Origin of the sequence: Candidatus Puniceispirillum marinum IMCC1322 (assembly GCF_000024465.1) — a bacterium.
Taxonomy (GTDB): Bacteria; Pseudomonadota; Alphaproteobacteria; order Puniceispirillales; family Puniceispirillaceae; genus Puniceispirillum; species Puniceispirillum marinum.
Map to the genome: position 1 here is coordinate 2,199,857 of NC_014010.1, position 19,306 is coordinate 2,219,162.

Below are 19,306 nucleotides of genomic sequence, written 5' to 3' on the forward strand. Positions count from 1 at the left end.
GTTGCGTCACGCGCTGGTTTTTTTACTGTCTTTCTGGTTTCCAGCGCAACGTTTCGAACAATAGCGCACCTGTTCCCAATCCCGCGCCCATTTTTTACGCCAGGCAAAGGGTAACCCGCAGGCCGCACATATTTTTTTTGGAAAATTGGCTTTCTTTAACATTTTTGACATATATCTGTGACCATTTAGAGTGTTGTGCAGATTGTTAGAATTTTTACTGACCTGTTAATCATTACCTAGCCCGCTATCCATGGCTAGTCATTAAAGGGATTTTGATAATGTCAGATACTAGGCCAGATAGTGGGCAAGATACCAGAAATGTGCTGTTCCTATGTACGGGAAATTCGGCACGATCATTGATAGCCGAAGGTATTCTGCGGCATCGGGGTGGTGCGCGTTATCAGGCCTTTTCCGCCGGATCAAAACCAACAGGCATGCCCAATCCCCATGCTATTGCCGTTTTGCAAAGCTATGCTATCGATACCAATTTTGCAGCGTCGAAAAGCTGGGATATGTTTGCAGGCGATGCGTTTGGCAAAATGGATATTATCATAACAGTCTGTGCAAATGCTGCTGGTGAAACATGCCCGATATGGCCAGGTCATCCGATCACGGCACATTGGGGGGTCGAGGATCCGGCAGCTGTTACAGGTAGCATCGCTGATATCGATGCTGCCTTTGCCCTGACCTATGCGCAAATGGATGCCCGGATAAGCGCTTTACTGGCGTTAGGTGATCTGGATTTGCCAGCACAATTGGATGCTGTTCGTGCGATAGGTGCATTATCATGAACGCGCAGTCGATAGGGCGTCAGTTTGTTGCCGAATGGCTTGGCACGCTGATGTTGCTGGTTACAGTTATCGGGTCAGGGATTATGGCCGAGCGCTTGGCAGGCGGAAATATAGCGATTGCCCTGCTTGGTAATACGATTGCAACAGGCGCCATATTGGTGGTGCTTATTACCGTGTTTGGCCCGGTTTCAGGCGCGCATTTCAATCCGGCGGTAACGTTAGCTTTTGCCATCCGCAAAGAGATTAGCCCCTCGATGGCGCTTTTATATATCCTGTTCCAGATTATGGGTGCCGTCTGTGGTGCGATGCTGGCGCATTTCATGTTTGAAGTCTCATTACTACAGATTTCGCAGAATGTGCGCAGTGGCCCTGCGCAGATGGGCTCAGAAGCGGTTGCAACATTTGGTCTGGTCATGGTTATCTTTGGCGGTATCCGGTTTCGCCCTGATGCCGTGCCATGGCTTGTTGGCCTGTATATAACGGCAGCTTACTGGTTTACATCATCGACCAGTTTTGCCAATCCGGCGGTAACACTTGCCCGCTCTTTGACCGATAGTTTTTCGGGTATTCGCCCTGTTGATGCGCCTGGTTTTATTATTTCTCAGCTTGTCGCGGCGATGATTGCAACATATGTTCTTGGCTGGTTGTTCGGCAATAAGGCTGAACCACGCAGCTAGAGTATTCCGAATGCCAGATAAGAATGATGTGTCTGCCACATATAATGTGTCAGGCAACAGTCCAGCTGATTTCAAAAATCCGTCAATGTTGCTGTTGATTCTACTTTCAGGCATTGGCGGCTTTGCCATGGTTGTGGTGGTGCCACTTATTCCGATTCTGGCTGATAGTCTTGGTGTGTCTTATGCCACCGCACAGCTAAGTTTAAGTGTATTTTTTGCTGCCTTTGCCATTGCCCAACTGATACTGGGCCCGTTCTCGGATAGCTTTGGGCGGCGTACAACACTTGTCATCGGGATGAGTCTGTTTGCGCTGGGTAGTCTGGCTTGTGCAATTTCGGAAACAGCTCTTATCGTTATTTTGGGGCGCGGGCTTCAAGGTATTGGTGCGGCGTCTGGTATGGCCATTGCGCGCGTGATCATCAATGATGTCCATGGCCGTGAAAAATCGGCAAGCTTGATAGGCTATCTAACGATGGCAATGGTTGTGGGGCCGATGGTGGCGCCGACAATTTCTGGATTTGTTGCCGAGTCCATAGGTTGGCGCTGGCTGTTCTGGATGTTGTTTGCGGTTAGTTCGTGTTTGTTGGTGGCGATTATCATGAAGCTGCCGGAAACAGTACAGTTTTCGCGCGATGCCGATGGCCGCCGGCAAGGGATTTTCGATGGCCTGCCTTTATTAAAAAATATCGAGTTCATCGGGCTGGCTGGCAATTGGGCCTTTAGTGCCTGTGTGTATTATGCCTTTCTGGCGGGGGCGGCCTATGTCGTTATCGAACAGATGGGGCGCCCAGAAACCGAATATGGCGCTTATTTCATCATGGTATCGCTGGGATATATATCAGGGAACTGGGTCGCGGCGCGCTATGGACATGTTTATGGGTCAGCACGTTTCATTATGGCAGGTACGCTGCTGGCCTTGACGGTGACAATGACGCAATGGCCTTTCTATGGGATGATGCATCCGGTCTATGTGTTTGTTCCAATGTCGATCATCGCCTTTGCCAATGGTCTTGTCAGTCCGCACTCTGCATCATCGGTGATGAATGTGGTACCGCGTCTGTCTGGTGCTGCCTCGGGTCTTTCGGGATTTCTGCAGATTGGTGGCGGGGCATTAATTAGCTTGCTGGTTGGTTATTTCCAGTTCCAGTTTGGTTATACGATGATTATTGTCATGTTTCTGTCGGCATGCTGTGCGTTCATATCGCTGATGCTGTGCTGGCATATCATCCGCCCATCGCGCTAGGGAAATGCGATATTGGCGATAAAACAGCAGAAATATATGGGTTTAAGGCGCTTCATCATGTCGCTGATGAAATTAGGGCTTTCCATATGGTGCATTAAGCAGTAGGAATGCGACCAGACCTGAGGAAACAGGCAAAACCCAAGAGACATGATGATGACACAAGAACTGCGCAATATCGCGATTATTGCCCATGTTGACCATGGCAAAACAACCCTTATCGACTCGATTATGAAGCAAAGCGGCATGTTCCGCGATAATCAGGCGGTTGATGAACGCGTCATGGATTCAGGCGATCTTGAAAAAGAGCGCGGTATTACCATTCTGGCCAAGCCAACTTCGGTGGTCTGGAAAGATACGCGGATCAATATCATTGATACGCCAGGTCACGCTGATTTCGGTGGTGAGGTTGAACGTGTTCTGGGCATGGCCGATGGGGTCATTCTGCTGACTGACGCTGCCGAAGGGCCGATGCCGCAAACCAAATTTGTTCTGGGCAAGGCATTGGCGCAAGGATTGCGCCCGATTGTGATTATCAACAAAATCGACCGCAGTGATGGCCGGCCTGAAGAAGTTGTTGACGAAGTTTTTGATTTGTTCGTAGCGCTTGATGCCAATGAAGAGCAGCTTGATTTCCCCATTCTTTACGCATCAGGCCGTGATGGCTGGTGCGTTGAAGAACTTGATGATACGCGTGAAAATCTGCATCCGCTTCTGGATCGTATTTTGGCGCATGTCGCGCCGCCGCAAGTTGATGCCAAAGCGCCGTTTGCCATGCTGGCAACCTTGCTTGATTCTGACCCTTATCTTGGTCGTTGTCTGGTTGGTCGCGTTATGCAGGGAACAGCATCGGTTAATGAATCGGTACGTGCGCTTAATCTCGATGGCAGTGTTGTTGAATCTGGCCGCTTGACCAAGCTTTTGCGTTTTGAAGGCACCAACCGTGTGCCAGTTGATCAGGTCGCGGCAGGTGACATTGTCTGTATCGCGGGTCTTTCGATTGCGTCTGTGTCGGATACAATCTGTGCACCAGCTGTTACAATACCGTTGAAATCAACGCCAATCGATCCGCCAACAATGTCGGTTACAATCACCGTTAATGATTCACCTCTGGCTGGTCGTGAAGGCAAAAAGGTGACGTCAACAGTTATCCGTGAACGCCTGCTTGCCGAGGCCGAGACTAATGTAGCGATCACATTTTCCGAAAGTGGTGGCAAGGACGCGTTTGAAATTGGTGGACGTGGCGAGCTTCAGCTTGGTGTGCTGATTGAAACCATGCGACGCGAAGGCTTTGAAATGACAGTTTCACGTCCACGTGTGCTGTTCCAGGCTGATGAGGCTAGCAATCGGCTTGAGCCAATGGAAGAAGTCACCATCGATGTCGATGAAGAATATTCAAGCGGTGTGGTTGATGGTTTGAATCGCCGTAAAGGTGAAATGCTGGATATGCGCGCGGCAGGTGCTGGTAAAACGCGGCTTGTTTTTCTGGCACCATCACGCGGCCTGATCGGGTATCAAAGCCGGTTTCTGACCGAAACACGCGGCACAGGTGTGCTGAACCGTATTTTCCATTCCTATGCCCCGTATAAAGGTGAAATTATTGGCCGCCGTAATGGTGCGCTTATTTCCACCGATAATGGCATAGCGGTGGCTTATGCGCTGTTCAATCTGCAGGATCGCGGGTTGATGTTTGTGAGCCCGCAGACACCTGTCTATCAAGGCATGATTGTTGGCGAGCATAACCGGAATAATGATCTTGAGATCAATGTGCTGAAAGGCAAGCAGCTGACCAATGTGCGCGCGTCGGGCACGGATGAAGCGGTCAAATTGGTGCCTGCCAAGCGTATGTCGCTGGAAGAAATGATGGCCTATATCAATGAAGATGAGTTGCTTGAAGTGACACCGGAAAACCTGCGGTTGCGCAAAATGTATCTTGATCCACATGCACGCAAGCGCGCCGCCCGCGCCTAGGCTTCATATTTTTGGTAATCAATAATCATTTACATCTGGCGTGCTGTCAGCTTTTTTATGGCGCACTACAAAACGTAATGTGACTGATGCCAGCACCGTAAAAATAGCAAAACTTATCAATGTTTGTTCCCACGTTTCGGGCAGAAATGCGAAAGAGTCCATAGGGGTGCTGTGCTGTATCTTTAAGATAGCCCCATTCATGAAACTACCAATGCCAAGCGGTAGAAAAATGACCATGCTTCCATCTAGTGTGACTTCAAGTATGACAAAAAACAAACCCAAGATGAGCCATACTTCGATAAGCAACAGCCAGTAAGATAATGTAGCTAATAGGCTCATTTATGTTTTTCCTTTTTTAGGAATGCTGGACATCAAGGTTTCAAGTCCACCAAGAATACCAGTCACTTCAGTGGGCATGATGATAGTTTTGGTTGATTCGCCAGCGGCTAGCATTCCGATTGCTTCGACTTGGCGTTTCATAATTTCAAAATTCACGGCCGCCTGACCATTTTTTTCGATTGCTTCGCCAATGACACGGGTTTGCTCGGCGTCGGCTTCGGCATTTATCTTGATCGCATATGCACTAGCATCAGCTTCAATGCGAACCGCGTCAGCTATTTTTTCGGCTTCGTAAAGTTTGGCATCGGCCGCTAGTTCAATTGACCTTTTTTCTCCTTCGGCGCGGGCAATCGCCGCCCTACGTTCACGTTCAGCATTTAATTGCTGGCGCTGCGCTTCTTTGGTTTGATCGTCAATGATAACATCGGTGATTTCGGTGCGCGTAATTTCAATGCCCCAGATTTCGGCGGCTTCTTGCAGGAATGTGGCAATCTCCGCATTCATAGATTCTCGACTGGACTGTAAATCATCGAGTTCCAACTTGCCAGCGGCCGAACGTACGATTGACGAGGCCGCCGTGTGGATGGCACCGCCAACATCTTGGATGCGATACACTGACCGACTAGCATCAACGACACGATAAAATACTGTTGTTTCTAGCCTCACCTCAACATTATCTCTTGTGATAACTGATATTGTAAATTCTGGAAGCTGACGTTCTAGGATAGAGACTTTGTATCCGACCCGATCAAGATAAGGGACGATGATAGATAAGCCAGCCGTTAAGGTTTTTGTATATTTGCCAAAGCGTTCAATAACAAATACCTGTGATTGCGGCACTATTTTTATACCAAGATATAGTGTCAAGACCACAACAGCGGTAAAAAGGATCGCAACACTGCTAGATAAAACGTCAACAATTTCCATTATATTTCTCTCTGGTAATTTATTGTTTAGACCCTGAAGTTTAGATTTTAAATTATTTCTCTTAACACGATATTACAAGTTCAATCATATCGATTATACAGTGACCACACGCTTTGCGAGCTAGGACAGAAGAAATGACATATTTTATTTCCTGTTTTGGTTTCAACCTAGTATATAATAGGCCTATCAAGATGTGTTTTTTTAAGGGCAGGTTTGTTTTGTAAAACTGCCGTAATGGCCCTGTTTGGTTGCTAGTTCTGGAGTTGCTTCATGTCATCGCCCTATGTTTATGATAAGGCAAATATGGCGCGGGCTGTTGCCCGCATGTTGCTTGAAATTGATGCGGTTCTGTTTCGTGCCGACGAACCTTTCAAGCTGACATCGGGGATGATGAGTCCGGTCTATATTGATTGCCGCAAAATCATTTCATTTCCACGTATGCGCGCGGCGATGATGGATTTTGGCGCGACCGTCATTATGAATGATATCGGTCATGAAAGCCTTGATGCGCTTGCTGGTGGTGAAACTGCTGGTATCCCGTTTGCCGCCTGGCTTGCAGAACGGACACATCTGCCGATGCAATATGTCCGCAAAAAACCCAAGGGGTTTGGCCGCGATGCGCGGATCGAAGGCGATATTCATGACGGGCAGCGTATTCTGCTGGTCGAGGATCTGACCACGGATGGCGGCAGCAAGCTGAATTTCGTCGAAGCCCTGCGCACAGCTGGCGCCGAGGTGGCGCATACATTCGTGATTTTCTATTATGATATTTTCAAGGATACGCCGGAAAAGCTGGCGGCTGAGGGTATCTCGCTTCATTATCTTGCTACATGGTGGGATGTGTTGGCGGCGTGCAAGGAAACAGACCGGTTTGATGCCAAGACATTGGCGGCGGTTGAAGCCTTTCTGAATGATCCACGCGCCTGGTCAAAGGCACATGGTGGCGTTTGATAATCCACCCTCGCGAAAGGACGTTTTTTGATGACAATTGATATGATGAATTTTACCCCGTTGAGCGCACTTATTGGCGGTGGGATGATTGGTCTTGCCGCCCTCGCTTTGATGGCGGTCAAGGGGCGGGTGATGGGCATCAGCGGCATACTTGCCAGTCTGGTCCGGCCTGATGCAGATGATAGTAATAGTTGGCGCCTCGCATTTGTGGCAGGTGCCATAATTGGCCCGCTTGTGCTGGGTCTGTTTCATTTTGATATCGAGATTACACCTGTGGCTTCGGGCTGGGTTCTGCCGCTGGCAGGCTTGCTGGTTGGCTTTGGTGCGGCGCTGGGATCTGGATGCACATCCGGGCATGGCATTTGCGGGCTGGCACGGTTATCACCTCGGTCATTGGTGGCGGTCATGACCTTTATGCTGACGGCGGTGATTACGGTGTATCTTGTGCGCCATGCGGGGGTGATGTGATGCCGTTGCTGTTGAGCTTTGTCATTGGGGGATTGTTTGGCATCGGGCTGGCGATTGCGGGCATGTTGAACCCATCCAAGATCGCTGGATTTTTGGATATTTTCGGTTTGTGGGATCCGTCGCTGGCTTTTGTCATGGGCGGCGGGGTGATCGTCAATCTAATCGGACATCAGTTGTTGATGAAGCGGGCAACACCATTATTTGGCGGTAGCTTCAGATTGCCGACAGCGCAGGATATTGATCGCCGGTTGCTGGCGGGTAGTGCATTATTCGGCATTGGCTGGGGATTGGGCGGATTATGTCCCGGACCGGTTATTTCATCATTGCTATTGCGCCCAGCAGATGTCGTGCTTTTTGCGGTTATGATGATGGCTGGTTTGTGGCTTGGCAAAGTGATCAGATAACCCATCAAAATCCAAAAATATAATTGCCTATTTTGGATTTTGCATGAAAAGTAGCTAGCCTAAGATTGAGTATGAGCAGTGGTTCGCCTAGCATATGAAAACATCATTTGATTACATTATTATTGGCGCTGGCTCGGCAGGATGTGTGCTGGCTGACAAGCTCAGCGCCGATGGCCGTCATTCTGTATTATTGCTGGAGTCGGGTCCGTCCGATGATCGCTTTTGGATACGTGCGCCAATCGGCTATGGCATGTCTTTTTATGATCGTAATGTGAATTGGCGATTTTCAACAATGCCCGAACCCGGCCTTGATGGTCGCAAGATATATTGGCCGCGTGGCCGTGTGCTTGGCGGGTCAAGTTCGATCAACGCGCTGGTCTATCATCGCGGCGTTGCGGCAGATTATGATGACTGGGCGGCGGCAGGCAATCCGGGGTGGGACTATCAATCAGTCAAACCGGTTTTTGACGCTTTTGAACAAATGGTCGATGCCAAAGACAAAGTCAAAAATGCCGACGGCAAACTAACAGTCTCTGACCCATCTTCGAGTTTGCATCCGATGAAAGACGATTTCTTTGCCATGTGCGAGCAAAGTCAGACCCCGTTTGATCGCACCCCGTCACAGTCAGGCGAGGGCATATCGTCTTATTTGATCACAACCCGTAATGGCAAAAGATGCTCAAGCGCGGTGGCTTTTCTGCATCCCGCGCTAAAGCGCAAAAACCTGACGGTGATGACGAATATTGATGCTGAACGCATTCTGTTTCAGGGCAAGCGTGCCAGCGCGGTGCTGTGCAGATATAAGGGCGCGCAGATAACCTTTAGTGCTAATCGCGAGATCATTCTGTCGGCAGGTGCGGTTAAATCCCCACAATTGCTTCAGGTGTCGGGGATTGGTCCAGGCAAGGTTCTGCGTGCGGCTGGCGTTACGGTCAAAATAGATCATCCGCATGTTGGCATGAATATGCAGGATCATCTTGGCATCAATTATTATTTCAAGGCGAACAAGCCGACCTTAAATAATGTGCTGGGACGTTGGTCAGGGCGTATTATGGCGGGTATCAAATATGTTCTGCGTAGATCTGGCCCGCTTTCATTGAGCGTAAATCAGATTGGTGGGCTGGTCAAAACAGATCCCAGTTTGGCGGTGGCAGATGCGCAGATATATGCCAATCCGGTGAGCTATCAGATTAAATTTCATAATGAGCGTCCACTGTTAAAGCCGGATGCGTTTCCTGGTTTCATCCTTGGTTTCAATAGCTGTCGGCCAGCCAGCACAGGCACGATTACAATCACGTCTGAAAAGGCCTCTACGCCACCGCATATTCTGGGCAATTATATGACCCACCAAAAGGATATTGATGATGTTGTGAAGATGGCACGCTTTATCGCCAAGCTACAGAACACCCCCGCTATTCAACAGATACTGTCAGCTGCGCCAAATACGCCACTTGACGCGATGAGCGACGACGATATTATTACTGACTTTAAGGAAAGATGTGGAACAATTTTTCATCCGTCCTGTACATGCCGTATGGGAACATCAATCGAAAATTCGGTTGTAAATTCGGATCTGAAAGTCCATGATGTCGATGGATTGCGAGTCGTTGATGCTTCTGTATTTCCAAATATTACCTCGGCAAATATTAATGCCCCCACAATAATGGTGGCGCATAAAGCTGCAGAGTCTATTCTGGCCGAGACCTCGTGAAATTGAGGCCATTTAAAATCGAACCCAAGTGAATGGTTCGATAATTGTATTTTACTATGGTGTATGATCAGCGTCGAATGTATGTGGTATGAATCATGTGCAGATAACATTTTTATATCTGACCGATCAGTTTATTCAATTAAGCAGGGCGAACTGTAATGAAAATAAAATCATCATATTTATGGGCAGGTCTGATTGCCTTGCTTGTTGGTCTGTGGATGGCCTCTGGTTCATTCATGAACGATACGCCTATGAATGAAACGTTGGCGGCGATAAATGACAACGAGCAAGCCGCCACCGATAACGAGGCAGACAGCGCAACGCAATCTGATGGTGCGGGTAACTTTAAAGTCTCAGCCATAAGCGTTCAGAATGAGATGATTACACGTACGGTTCGCGCCAATGGAGTCAGCGAAGCGGCCTTTGACGTCACCGTGTCATCGAAGGTCGATGGCAATATCATTGATATTCCGGCAACCGAAGGAAGTGAAATCAAATTAGGTGATGTACTTATTGTTCTGGATAAAGGCACCTTGCCTGAGCAGATTGCAGCGGCAAAAGCTGAGTTAAATGCGGCAGAAAAATCTTATGATGCCGCACAAAAGCAATCAAAAGGCACCTTAGAAGAAGAACTTGCCGCCGCGCGGGCTAATCTGGTTGTGACCGAAAAGCGCCTGGCGATTGCCAATGAGCTGGCCAAAGATAATTTTACAGCTCCGCTGGAATTGGCGCAGTTAAAAGCCGATTATCAAAATGCCCGCGTTCAACTTGCCAAGATCGAAACCGCCCAGAATTATCGGTCAGAGCTGGAAGTTGCGCAGAATATGGCGCGTGTTGAAGCGGCACGGGCATCGCTTGCGGCACTAGAAACCCAGCTTGAGGATTCGACGGTCATATCACCTGTCAGCGGCTTGCTCGAGACATTGCATGTTGAAAAAGGTGAGCGTATGCGTCGCGATGCGGCGGCGGCCACGATCCTTGGTATGGACACATTGAGTGTCATTGTGGCGGTGCCGCAAAATGACATTGCGCAGATTTCAGTCGGCGACATGGTTGATGTCAATATAGCAGGGGCTGGTACAAATAAGGGCAAAGTCACAAAAATTGCGTCGCGTTCAAATCCGGCAACGCGGACATTCGATGTCGAGGTGTCGTTGCAGAATAAGGATCGCAAATTGCGTGGCGGGGTCACTGTCGAGGCATCAATTGATGTTGGCACAATCGCGGCATTCGGCATATCGCCTGCGCATTTATCAGTGTCAGCAGACGGGTCTTTGTTTGCCAAGGTCAGCATTGATGGTGTTGTGCAGACGATTGATGTCGATATGGTTAGCTCAGGTGGTGAGAAGGTATTTGTCTCAGGTCTGCCTGATGGGGCAACCGTACTGACTGTTGGTCAGGCCTTTGTTGAAGCGGGTGATAAAGTTGATGTCGTTCTAGAGACCGTATCATGAACAGCATAATCGAAGCTGCTTTTTCCCGTTCTGGTGCGGTTCTGCTGGCATTATTTGTCCTATGCGGAATCGGTCTGTCGGCATTCAACGACATTCCAAAGGAAGCCACCCCGGATATTGATATTCCGGTTGCCTATGTATCAGTCGGTTATAAAGGCATTTCGCCAAGCGATGCCGAACGGTTGCTGATCAAGCCGCTGGAAAAGCATCTGCGGACTGTCGAAGGTCTTGATGTGATGAAATCGGTAGCTGCCGAAGGCTATGGGTCGGTTTCACTTGAGTTTGCGGCCAATGAAAATATTGACCGTGCGCTGGCTGATGTACGCCAGGCGGTTGATGACGCCAAACCTGATTTGCCAGCCGATGCCGATGAGCCAAAGGTTATCGAGATTAATCTGTCACAATTCCCAATTCTGACGGCGGCTTTGTATGGGCCGGTTTCGGAACGGGCAATGGTGCTGGCGGCGCGTGAAATTAAAGATCAAATTGAAGCCTTGCCAGGCGTTCTTGAGGTTGAAATTGGTGGTGACCGCGAAGAGGTGCTGGAAATTCTGGTCGATGCGTCAAGCATGGAAGCCTATGGCTTAGACCCGTCAGTGGTGACGCGTCTTGTTCAAGGCAATAACCAGTTGGTGACAGCAGGGGCGATTGATGATGGTGGTGGCCGATTGCTGGTTAAGGTGCCGGGGGTGTTGGAAAGTGTTGATGAGCTGATCAACATGCCGATCAAGGCACGTGATGGTACGTCAATCAAGTTTGGTGATGTAGCTGTTGTGCGTCGTACCTTTGAGCAGGCCGAAGGCTGGTCGCGGGTTAATGGTGAAGCGGCGATTGTGCTTGATGTCCGCAAGCGTGTTGGTGCCAATGTTATCAATGTGGTTGAAGCGGCGCGGGCGGTTATTGATACAGCCGCACCGATGATTGGTAAGGATGTAAAGGTCAGCTATCTGTTTGACGATTCAAAAGATGTGCGCAACCTGTTAAGCGATCTAGGTAATAATGTCGGGGCGGCGGTTATCATTGTCATGGTGGTTGTGCTGGCAACTTTAGGGGTGCGGAATGCCACTTTGGTTGGCCTGGCCATTCCGGGTTCATTTCTGATTGGTATCACGGTGCTGAACAGTCTTGGTATCACGATGAATATTGTGGTGCTGTTTTCGCTTATTCTTGTTGCGGGCATGTTGGTTGACGGGGTGATTGTGACGACCGAATTTGCTGATCGGCGCATTGCCATGGGGGCGACGCGACGTGAAGCCTATATGGTTGGTGCCCAGCGTATGGCCTGGCCGATCATTTCATCAACAGTAACAACCTTGATGGTATTCATGCCGCTACTTGTGTGGCCAGGCATTGTTGGCAAATTCATGAAGTTTTTGCCGATCACTGTGATTTGTGTGCTTACGGCATCATTGGTTATGGCACTCATTTTCATTCCCGTTCTGGGTAGCATGATTGGTAAAAAATCGGTGCCTAAGGGTATTATTTCATCAACTGCCCCGCGGTTTTACCGACGCGTGTTGAAAGTGGCCATTAGCCGTCCTTTGGCGGTGATGGGGTCGGTAATCGGCTTTATGGTCTTTGCCTTTATTGGATATGGAAGTGCTGGACTAGGCGTTGAATTTTTCCCCGATATCGAACCCGATCAGGCTCAGGTTCAGGTGCTTGCCCGTGGTGATCTATCGGCAAAGGAACGTGATGCGTTGGTGGTGCAAGCCGAGCAAAGTATAATTTCGGCTGGTGGTGTTCGCGATTTCTATGCACGTTCTTTCAGAGGTGGCGGTGCGGGCAACCAAGCGCCACGCGATTCAATCGGCACAATCCGTACGGTATTTGTCGATTGGCGTGAGCGCGAAAAAGCCAACACAATCATCGAAGATATGCGGCTGATGGTCAAAGGCATCGCTGGTGTCGAAATCAATATCCAAAAACCGCAAAAGGGCCCTGGCGGCGCACAACCAATCCAGCTGGACATTGTTGGTGCTAATCTGGACGATGTCGGTGCGGCAGCAGGAGCCGTGATCAAGCGGATGGAGGAGATTGGTGGCTTTGTTGATATCACCGATAGCCGTCCACTTCCGGGGCTGGAATGGACATTGGTTACTGACCGCGATGCTGCCAGTCGACATGGTGTATCGATTGCTGGCCTTGGCACAATGATCAAGATGCTGACACGCGGTGCGCGCATTTCCGATTACCGCCCCGATGACAGCGAAGACGAACTGGATGTTGTGATGCGGTTCATGGGCGATCAGCGCAATCTTGACCGGCTGAAAGAGTTACGCGTGCCAGCGGCGGATGGATCCTATGTGCCGCTATCGGTGTTTGCGTCACTGCAACCACGGGTCAAGCAGGGCAATATCGAACGGCTTGATGGACGCCGATATATGTATATCAATTCGGATGTCAGCGAAGGTTTGCTGCCTGCCGAACAATTTGCCAAATTGCAAACATCTCTGAGCGAAACGCCGTTAACGCAGAATGTCGATATTGTGTATGGCGGCGAGAATGAAGATATTGCCGAAACACAGGCGTTTCTGGGGAAATCATTTTTGCTGTCAATGACGTTGATGGTTGTTGTGTTGATGCTTCAGTTCAATTCGGGCTGGCAGGCCTTTATCATCATGTCGGCGATCATTCTGTCAACAGGCGGGGTGGTTCTAGGCCTTTGGGTCACGGGGCAACCATTTGGCGTGGTCATGTCAGGGCTTGGCGTGATCTCGCTTGCCGGTATTGTGGTGAATAACAACATCGTTTTGATCGATACGTTCAATGAATATCGCAAGCGTGGTTATAAAGCACGTCATGCCGCATTCCGCGCTGGCCTGGTGCGTTTCCGTCCGGTTGTGCTGACCGCGATCACAACGATTCTGGGGCTGTTGCCGATGGTGTTTGAACTGACCATCAAGCTTGCTGATCGTGAGATTTTTGTTGGTGCGCCTTCGTCACAATGGTGGACACAGCTATCGAGTACGATCGCTGGCGGTTTGACCTTTGCCACTGTATTAACGCTGGTCGCGACGCCAGCCATGCTGGTGCTTCGCGACTCTGCGCCGGTAATGTGGGTGGGAAAAAAGTTTAGCCAGATATCGATTAGGCGCAGATCAAGCCAGGCCGTTTCAGCCTGATTTCTGTTACAGTCTGGTTTTATAAAGCCGAGTTGGTTTGTGCTAGCCGCGAATGATCGCTTCCAGCCCCTCGGCAATTGCCAGCAAGCGGCGGTCATGATGCCGTGACCCCATTAATGACAAGCCAACTGGCGCGGTGCCGGATTTGTGACAAGGGATCGAGATGGTTGGCCGGTCAAGATAGTTTGAAATCGCCGTATTGCGCAAACTGCGCGCATTCATTTCAAGTTGCTTGTCGCGGGTCGGCATGGCGTTAATGGCAGGCGCGATCCCCGGTGTGGTGGGCAGAACCAGCGCATCAAAGCCGCGCGTTTGCATTTTGATGTTATGGCAGACGGTATCGCGCTTTTCGAACATGGCAATATAGTCAGCTGCCAGAATATCGGCGCCGCCACGCAAACGATGCCCGATGAAGGGATCATATTTATCAGATTGGTCACTTTCCAGCCATTGGCGATGCACGGCATAAGCTTCGGCGGATACGATACTTTTTGTATTATTGCTGGGGCGCATGGCTTCGAGCGCGTCAAGGCGGATTTTTTGTACATGCACACCTGCGTCCCGCAGACGGTCTATGGCAGCGTCAAAGGCGGTCGCAACTTCGGCATCCAGATTTTCCATCAGATAACCATCAGGTATCGCAAGGCGCAATCCGTCTGGGTTAAAGGGCGTTTCAGACACGCCCACGCCACCTGCCATGATGCTGTCGATGATGCTGACACAGGCAACGCTATTACCCATCGGGCCAGCCGCGTCGAATGATGGTGACAGTGGAAACACACCATCAGATGGCATGCGCGCGGTGCTGGGCTTTAGCCCGACAATACCGCAATAGGAAGCCGGTGCGCGTGTTGACCCGCCTGTATCTGAGCCAATGCTGATCGCTGCCATATTGTCGCTGACTGATACGGCGCTACCTGATGACGAACCGCCAGCAACGCGCCCTGTTTTGCGATCATAGGGGCTGAGTGGATTGCCATAATGTACGTTCATGCCAAGCCCCGAAAAGGCGAATTCGGTCATATTTGTGCGGCCAATCAGAATAAATCCAGCCTGACGCAGACGTGCAACAATGGTGGCATCTTTTTTAGCAGGCGGGCTATCGGCCAGCAGGATAGAGCCAGCTTTGGTCACATCGCCAGCTACATCGAACAGATCCTTTATTGACAGGCTGACCCCGGCAAAAGGTGGCAACGCCCAGCCATTCTTGCGGGCTGTATCGACTGCGTCGGCTTCGGCGCGGGCGCGGTCATGATAGGTTTCAATAAATGTGTTCTGACCCTGACCGTTTTTATCATCAATCGCGGCGAGGCAGTTTTCAATATGGTCGCGGGCGTTAAGTGTGCCATCGGCAATCTGGTGGGCAATATCTTTAATCAAATAGGTCATGGCGCATAGTATGACCGCAATGGCCAGAAAATGCATCTCAATTTTACCCGCATGGGTAGTCATTTTTCGACGCCCAGCCGAAGATTAAGCGGCCAACCATCTTGACAGTTTGCGACGTCTGGCTGGATAGTGACGCCTATGGATGCAGAGTTTGATTACATTATCGTCGGGTCAGGGTCAGCTGGCAGTACCATGGCCTATCGTCTTGGTGAGGATGGCACGCGCACTATTCTGATTCTGGAATTTGGTGGCTCGGATGCGGGGCCGTTCATCCAGATGCCGGCCGCTTTATCATATCCGATGAATATGCCGCGATATGACTGGAGCTATATTGCCGAACCCGAAGACAGCCTTGGTGGCCGCCAGCTTGTCTGTCCTCGTGGCAAGGTGCTTGGTGGATCATCGTCGATCAATGGCATGATTTATGTGCGTGGCAATGCAGGTGACTATGCGCATTGGGAAGCAGCAGGCGCGACGGGCTGGGGCTATGCCGATGTGTTGCCTTATTTCCGGCGTATGGAGCAATCACATGGTGGTGAAGCCCCATGGCGTGGGACATCGGGCCCTTTACATGTGACGCGCGGCCCGCGTGATAATCCGCTTCATGATGCTTTTGTCACGGCTAGCCAGCAAGCGGGTTATGCGGCAACGCCCGATTATAATGGCTATCGCCAAGAAGGCTTTGGCGCGGCAGACATGACGGTTTATAAAGGGCGACGCTGGTCAACGGCGAATGCCTATCTGCGGCCAGCCTTGAAACGCGGCAATGTGCAGCTTGAAAAAGGCGCGCTGGTTGACCGGATCATCTTTGATGGTAAACGCGCTGTTGGCATAGACTATTTTCAGGATGGCATACGTCATCATGCCCGCGCCCGCGCCGAAGTGATACTGGCAGCAGGGGCGATTAACTCGCCGCAGATTCTGCAACGTTCGGGCATTGGGCCTGGCAAGCTGTTGCAACAGGCAGGTGTTGATGTGCTGTGTGAGCGGGTGGGCGTTGGCGAAAATCTGCAAGATCATCTGGAAGTGTATTTCCAGATTGCCTGTCTGCAACCCATCACGCTGTATAAGCATCTGAACCTGTTTTCAAAAGCGATCATCGGTGCGCGCTGGCTGTTCTTTAAATCGGGTCTTGGTGCGTCCAATCAGTTTGAAACGCTGGGGTTCATCCGCTCGCAAGCTGGCGTATCCTATCCTGATATCCAATATCATTTCCTGCCGGTGGCTATCCGCTATGACGGCACTGCGCCCGCCGAAGGGCATGGTTTCCAGCTTCATGTTGGGCCGATGCGGTCAAAGTCACGCGGGCATGTGCGCATTCGGAATGGCACCGCCACGATGGCGCCCGAAATACGCTTCAACTATCTGAGCCATGAAGATGACTGGGCGGATTTCAGGCGATGTATCCGGTTGAGTCGTGACATCATCGGCCAGCCAGCAATGGATCCCTATCGCGGGCATGAAATTCAACCAGGCGACGATCAGACATCGGATCAGCAGATTGACGCCTTTATCCGGGATCATGCTGAAAGTGCATATCATCCGTGTGGAACAGTACGGATGGGGGCGGTAGATGATCCGGGTGCTGTTGTCGATTCAGAATGCCGTGTCATTGGCATTGATGGCTTGCGGGTGGCTGATTCATCGATCTTTCCACGGATCACAAATGGTAACCTTAACGCGCCGTCGATCATGACAGGCGAAAAGGCGTCGGATCATATTCTGGGACGTGCGCCGCTGGCACGCGCCAATGACATTCCCTTTGAGCATCCAACATGGGAAAAAACACAAAGATAAGTTGTCATACGCATAGCAAAACTATCGTCAGCGCCCGGTTTTTGTGAAATAGTTTATGAAGTTAATTCAAAGTGCCTGAATGGCGTTTATATCAAGGGAGAGAACAATGAAAACCAGAGCCGCAGTCGCGATTCAGGCAGGAAAGCCGCTAGAAATTATGGATGTGGATCTTGAAGGGCCACGTGATGGTGAGGTGTTGGTCGAAATTATGGCAACGGGTATTTGCCATACGGATGAATTCACTCTGTCAGGCGCTGATCCTGAAGGTATGTTTCCGGCCATTCTTGGCCATGAAGGCGCTGGTATCGTGCGCGAAGTTGGCAAAGGCGTTACCTCGCTACAGGCCGGCGATCATGTGATCCCGCTTTATACGCCGGAATGCCGTGAATGTGACTATTGCCTGCACCCGAAAACAAATCTATGTCAGGCGATCCGCACAACGCAAGGTCAGGGGGTTATGCCCGATGGCACCAGCCGGTTTTCGATCAAAGGTAAGCCGGTTCTGCATTATATGGGCACATCGACATTTTCAAACTTTACCGTGGTGCCCGAAATTGCGCTGGCCAAGGTTAATAAGGCCGCCCCGTTTGACAAGATTTGCTATATCGGCTGCGGTGTGACCACAGGTATCGGGGCGGTTATCAATACAGCAAAGGCCGAGCCCGGATGTAATGCGGTGGTGTTTGGTCTTGGCGGGATCGGCCTGAATGTGATTCAGGGGTTGCGGATGATCGGTGCCAATATGATTGTTGGCGTCGATATGAATAACAGCAAAAAGGAATGGGGCGAAAAGTTCGGCATGACGCATTTTGTCAACCCAAGTGAGGTTGATGGTGATCTGGTTGGTCATCTGGTCGAATTGACCAATGGCGGTGCCGATTATTCCTTTGAATGCATCGGTAATACGACGGTGATGCGTCAGGCGCTGGAATGCGCGCATAAGGGCTGGGGCGAAAGCATTATCATTGGTGTGGCTGGTGCTGGACAGGAAATTTCAACACGACCATTCCAGCTGGTGACAGGCAGAAGCTGGCGCGGCACTGCCTTTGGTGGGGCGCGTGGGCGTACCGATGTGCCAAAGATTGTTGATTGGTATATGCAGGGCAAGATCGATATCGACCCGCTGATTACACATACATTGCCGCTTGAGGATATCAATAAGGGCTTTGATCTGATGCATGCTGGCGAGTCAATCCGTTCAGTGGTGATCTATTAATGGAAACAATCAGTACAGCCTTATCCTATGGCGGCACCCAGGGTGTATATAGGCATATGTCGGTGGTGACCGGATGCGATATGACTTTTGCCGTATTTATGCCGCCCCATGATAGACCTGTGCCGGTGCTGTGGTATCTGTCCGGACTGACATGCACCCATGCCAATGTCATGGATAAGGGAGAGTATCGCCGCGTTGCTGCCGAACTGGGTGTGGCGATTGTCTGCCCTGATACCAGCCCGCGGGGTGCTGATATACCGGATGAAGCTGATAACTGGCAGTTTGGTAGTGGTGCTGGTTTTTATGTTGATGCCACGCAGACGCCCTATGCCGAAAACTATAATATGTACAGCTATGTCAGCGAAGAATTGCCAGCGCTGATTGCGGCAGAATTTGACGTTGATATGAGCCGGCAAGGTATTTTTGGCCATTCAATGGGCGGGCATGGCGCATTGACCATCGCGCTGAAACATCCGGATCGCTATAAAAGCGCATCCGCCTTTGCCCCGATTACCCAGCCATCAACGGCTGACTGGTCATCGGGATCACTGGCCAAATATCTTGGTGATGACGCATCAGGCTGGCGCCAATATGATGCTGTTGCCTTGCTTGAAGACGGGTATAGGTTTGATGATTTTCTGGTAGATCAGGGTACAGCGGACAGTTTTCTTGAAAGTGGCCTGCGACCATGGTTGCTGGAAGAGGCGTGCAAGAATGCCGGACAGAAGCTGACCTTGCGCATGCAAGAGGGCTATGACCATTCCTATCTGTTCGTGTCCAGCTTTATGGAAGATCACCTACGCTGGCACATGAAACGTCTTTAGCGGTATCGCCATAGGAGGCTAA

General features: G+C 50.5%; 17 protein-coding genes. 13 read left to right on the top strand and 4 right to left on the bottom strand.

Features of this window, described 5'->3' with window-relative positions:
• Positions 1-6: 6 nt before the first annotated feature.
• Positions 7-171, bottom strand: coding sequence for a DUF2256 domain-containing protein (locus SAR116_RS13510; protein WP_083775283.1), 165 nt, complete (start codon positions 169-171; stop codon positions 7-9).
• 107 nt (positions 172-278) lie between these two features.
• Here SAR116_RS13510 and SAR116_RS10260 point away from each other — a divergent pair, with 107 nt between their 5' ends.
• The 4 genes from SAR116_RS10260 (at position 279) to typA (ending at position 4,679) form a co-directional block, all read left to right on the top strand.
• Positions 279-791 (top strand): arsenate reductase ArsC, encoded by a 513-nt coding sequence (locus SAR116_RS10260; protein WP_013046868.1) that lies wholly within the window; start codon positions 279-281, stop codon positions 789-791.
• Positions 788-1,468, top strand: a complete 681-nt coding sequence (locus tag SAR116_RS10265; RefSeq protein ID WP_013046869.1) for an MIP/aquaporin family protein — start codon at positions 788-790, stop codon at positions 1,466-1,468. The genes SAR116_RS10260 and SAR116_RS10265 overlap by 4 nt, the downstream gene beginning before the upstream one ends.
• 10 nt (positions 1,469-1,478) lie before the next feature.
• Positions 1,479-2,711 carry a multidrug effflux MFS transporter gene (locus tag SAR116_RS10270; RefSeq protein WP_041860916.1) on the top strand — a complete coding sequence of 411 codons (1,233 nt, stop codon included), beginning with the start codon at positions 1,479-1,481 and terminating at the stop codon, positions 2,709-2,711.
• 153 nt (positions 2,712-2,864) lie between these two features.
• Entirely contained in the window at positions 2,865-4,679 is a 1,815-nt protein-coding gene (gene typA, locus SAR116_RS10275) for a translational GTPase TypA (RefSeq protein WP_148212410.1), read from the top strand.
• An 18-nt stretch (positions 4,680-4,697) separates the two neighbouring features.
• Here typA and SAR116_RS10280 read toward each other — a convergent pair whose 3' ends face one another.
• Positions 4,698-5,018, bottom strand: coding sequence for an NfeD family protein (locus SAR116_RS10280; protein ID WP_013046873.1), 321 nt, complete (start codon positions 5,016-5,018; stop codon positions 4,698-4,700).
• Positions 5,019-5,945 carry an SPFH domain-containing protein gene (locus SAR116_RS10285; RefSeq protein WP_013046874.1) on the bottom strand — a complete coding sequence of 309 codons (927 nt, stop codon included), beginning with the start codon at positions 5,943-5,945 and terminating at the stop codon, positions 5,019-5,021.
• A 270-nt stretch (positions 5,946-6,215) separates the two neighbouring features.
• Between SAR116_RS10285 and SAR116_RS10290 the strand changes: the two genes are divergently transcribed.
• The 6 genes from SAR116_RS10290 to SAR116_RS10315 all read left to right on the top strand — a co-directional run bounded on the left by SAR116_RS10290 (position 6,216) and on the right by SAR116_RS10315 (position 14,058).
• Positions 6,216-6,896, top strand: coding sequence for an orotate phosphoribosyltransferase (locus SAR116_RS10290; RefSeq protein WP_013046875.1), 681 nt, complete (start codon positions 6,216-6,218; stop codon positions 6,894-6,896).
• Between the two features lie 30 nt (positions 6,897-6,926).
• A complete protein-coding gene (locus SAR116_RS10295; RefSeq protein WP_041860917.1) occupies positions 6,927-7,364 on the top strand; it encodes a YeeE/YedE family protein in 438 nt (145 codons plus the stop codon).
• Positions 7,364-7,768 carry a DUF6691 family protein gene (locus tag SAR116_RS10300; RefSeq protein ID WP_041860918.1) on the top strand — a complete coding sequence of 135 codons (405 nt, stop codon included), beginning with the start codon at positions 7,364-7,366 and terminating at the stop codon, positions 7,766-7,768. Before SAR116_RS10295 ends, SAR116_RS10300 begins: the two co-directional genes overlap by 1 nt.
• A gap of 94 nt (positions 7,769-7,862) precedes the next feature.
• Positions 7,863-9,479: a GMC family oxidoreductase gene (locus SAR116_RS10305; RefSeq protein WP_013046877.1), complete on the top strand. Its 1,617-nt coding sequence runs from the start codon at positions 7,863-7,865 to the stop codon at positions 9,477-9,479.
• 158 nt (positions 9,480-9,637) lie between these two features.
• Positions 9,638-10,933 (top strand): efflux RND transporter periplasmic adaptor subunit, encoded by a 1,296-nt coding sequence (locus SAR116_RS10310; RefSeq protein ID WP_013046878.1) that lies wholly within the window; start codon positions 9,638-9,640, stop codon positions 10,931-10,933.
• On the top strand, positions 10,930-14,058 hold the full coding sequence (locus tag SAR116_RS10315; protein WP_013046879.1) for an efflux RND transporter permease subunit: 3,129 nt from the start codon (positions 10,930-10,932) through the stop codon (positions 14,056-14,058). The genes SAR116_RS10310 and SAR116_RS10315 overlap by 4 nt, the downstream gene beginning before the upstream one ends.
• Positions 14,059-14,100: 42 nt before the next feature.
• On the opposite strand, the gene SAR116_RS10320 is transcribed toward SAR116_RS10315, so the two are convergent.
• A complete protein-coding gene (locus tag SAR116_RS10320; protein ID WP_083775284.1) occupies positions 14,101-15,510 on the bottom strand; it encodes an amidase in 1,410 nt (469 codons plus the stop codon).
• A 75-nt stretch (positions 15,511-15,585) separates the two neighbouring features.
• Between SAR116_RS10320 and betA the strand changes: the two genes are divergently transcribed.
• From betA to fghA, 3 genes are all read left to right on the top strand, one after another.
• A complete protein-coding gene (gene betA, locus SAR116_RS10325; protein WP_013046881.1) occupies positions 15,586-17,244 on the top strand; it encodes a choline dehydrogenase in 1,659 nt (552 codons plus the stop codon).
• A 106-nt stretch (positions 17,245-17,350) separates the two neighbouring features.
• Positions 17,351-18,460 carry an S-(hydroxymethyl)glutathione dehydrogenase/class III alcohol dehydrogenase gene (locus tag SAR116_RS10330; protein ID WP_013046882.1) on the top strand — a complete coding sequence of 370 codons (1,110 nt, stop codon included), beginning with the start codon at positions 17,351-17,353 and terminating at the stop codon, positions 18,458-18,460.
• Entirely contained in the window at positions 18,460-19,284 is an 825-nt protein-coding gene (gene fghA / locus SAR116_RS10335) for an S-formylglutathione hydrolase (protein ID WP_013046883.1), read from the top strand. The genes SAR116_RS10330 and fghA overlap by 1 nt, the downstream gene beginning before the upstream one ends.
• The last annotated feature ends 22 nt before the right edge of the window (positions 19,285-19,306 follow it).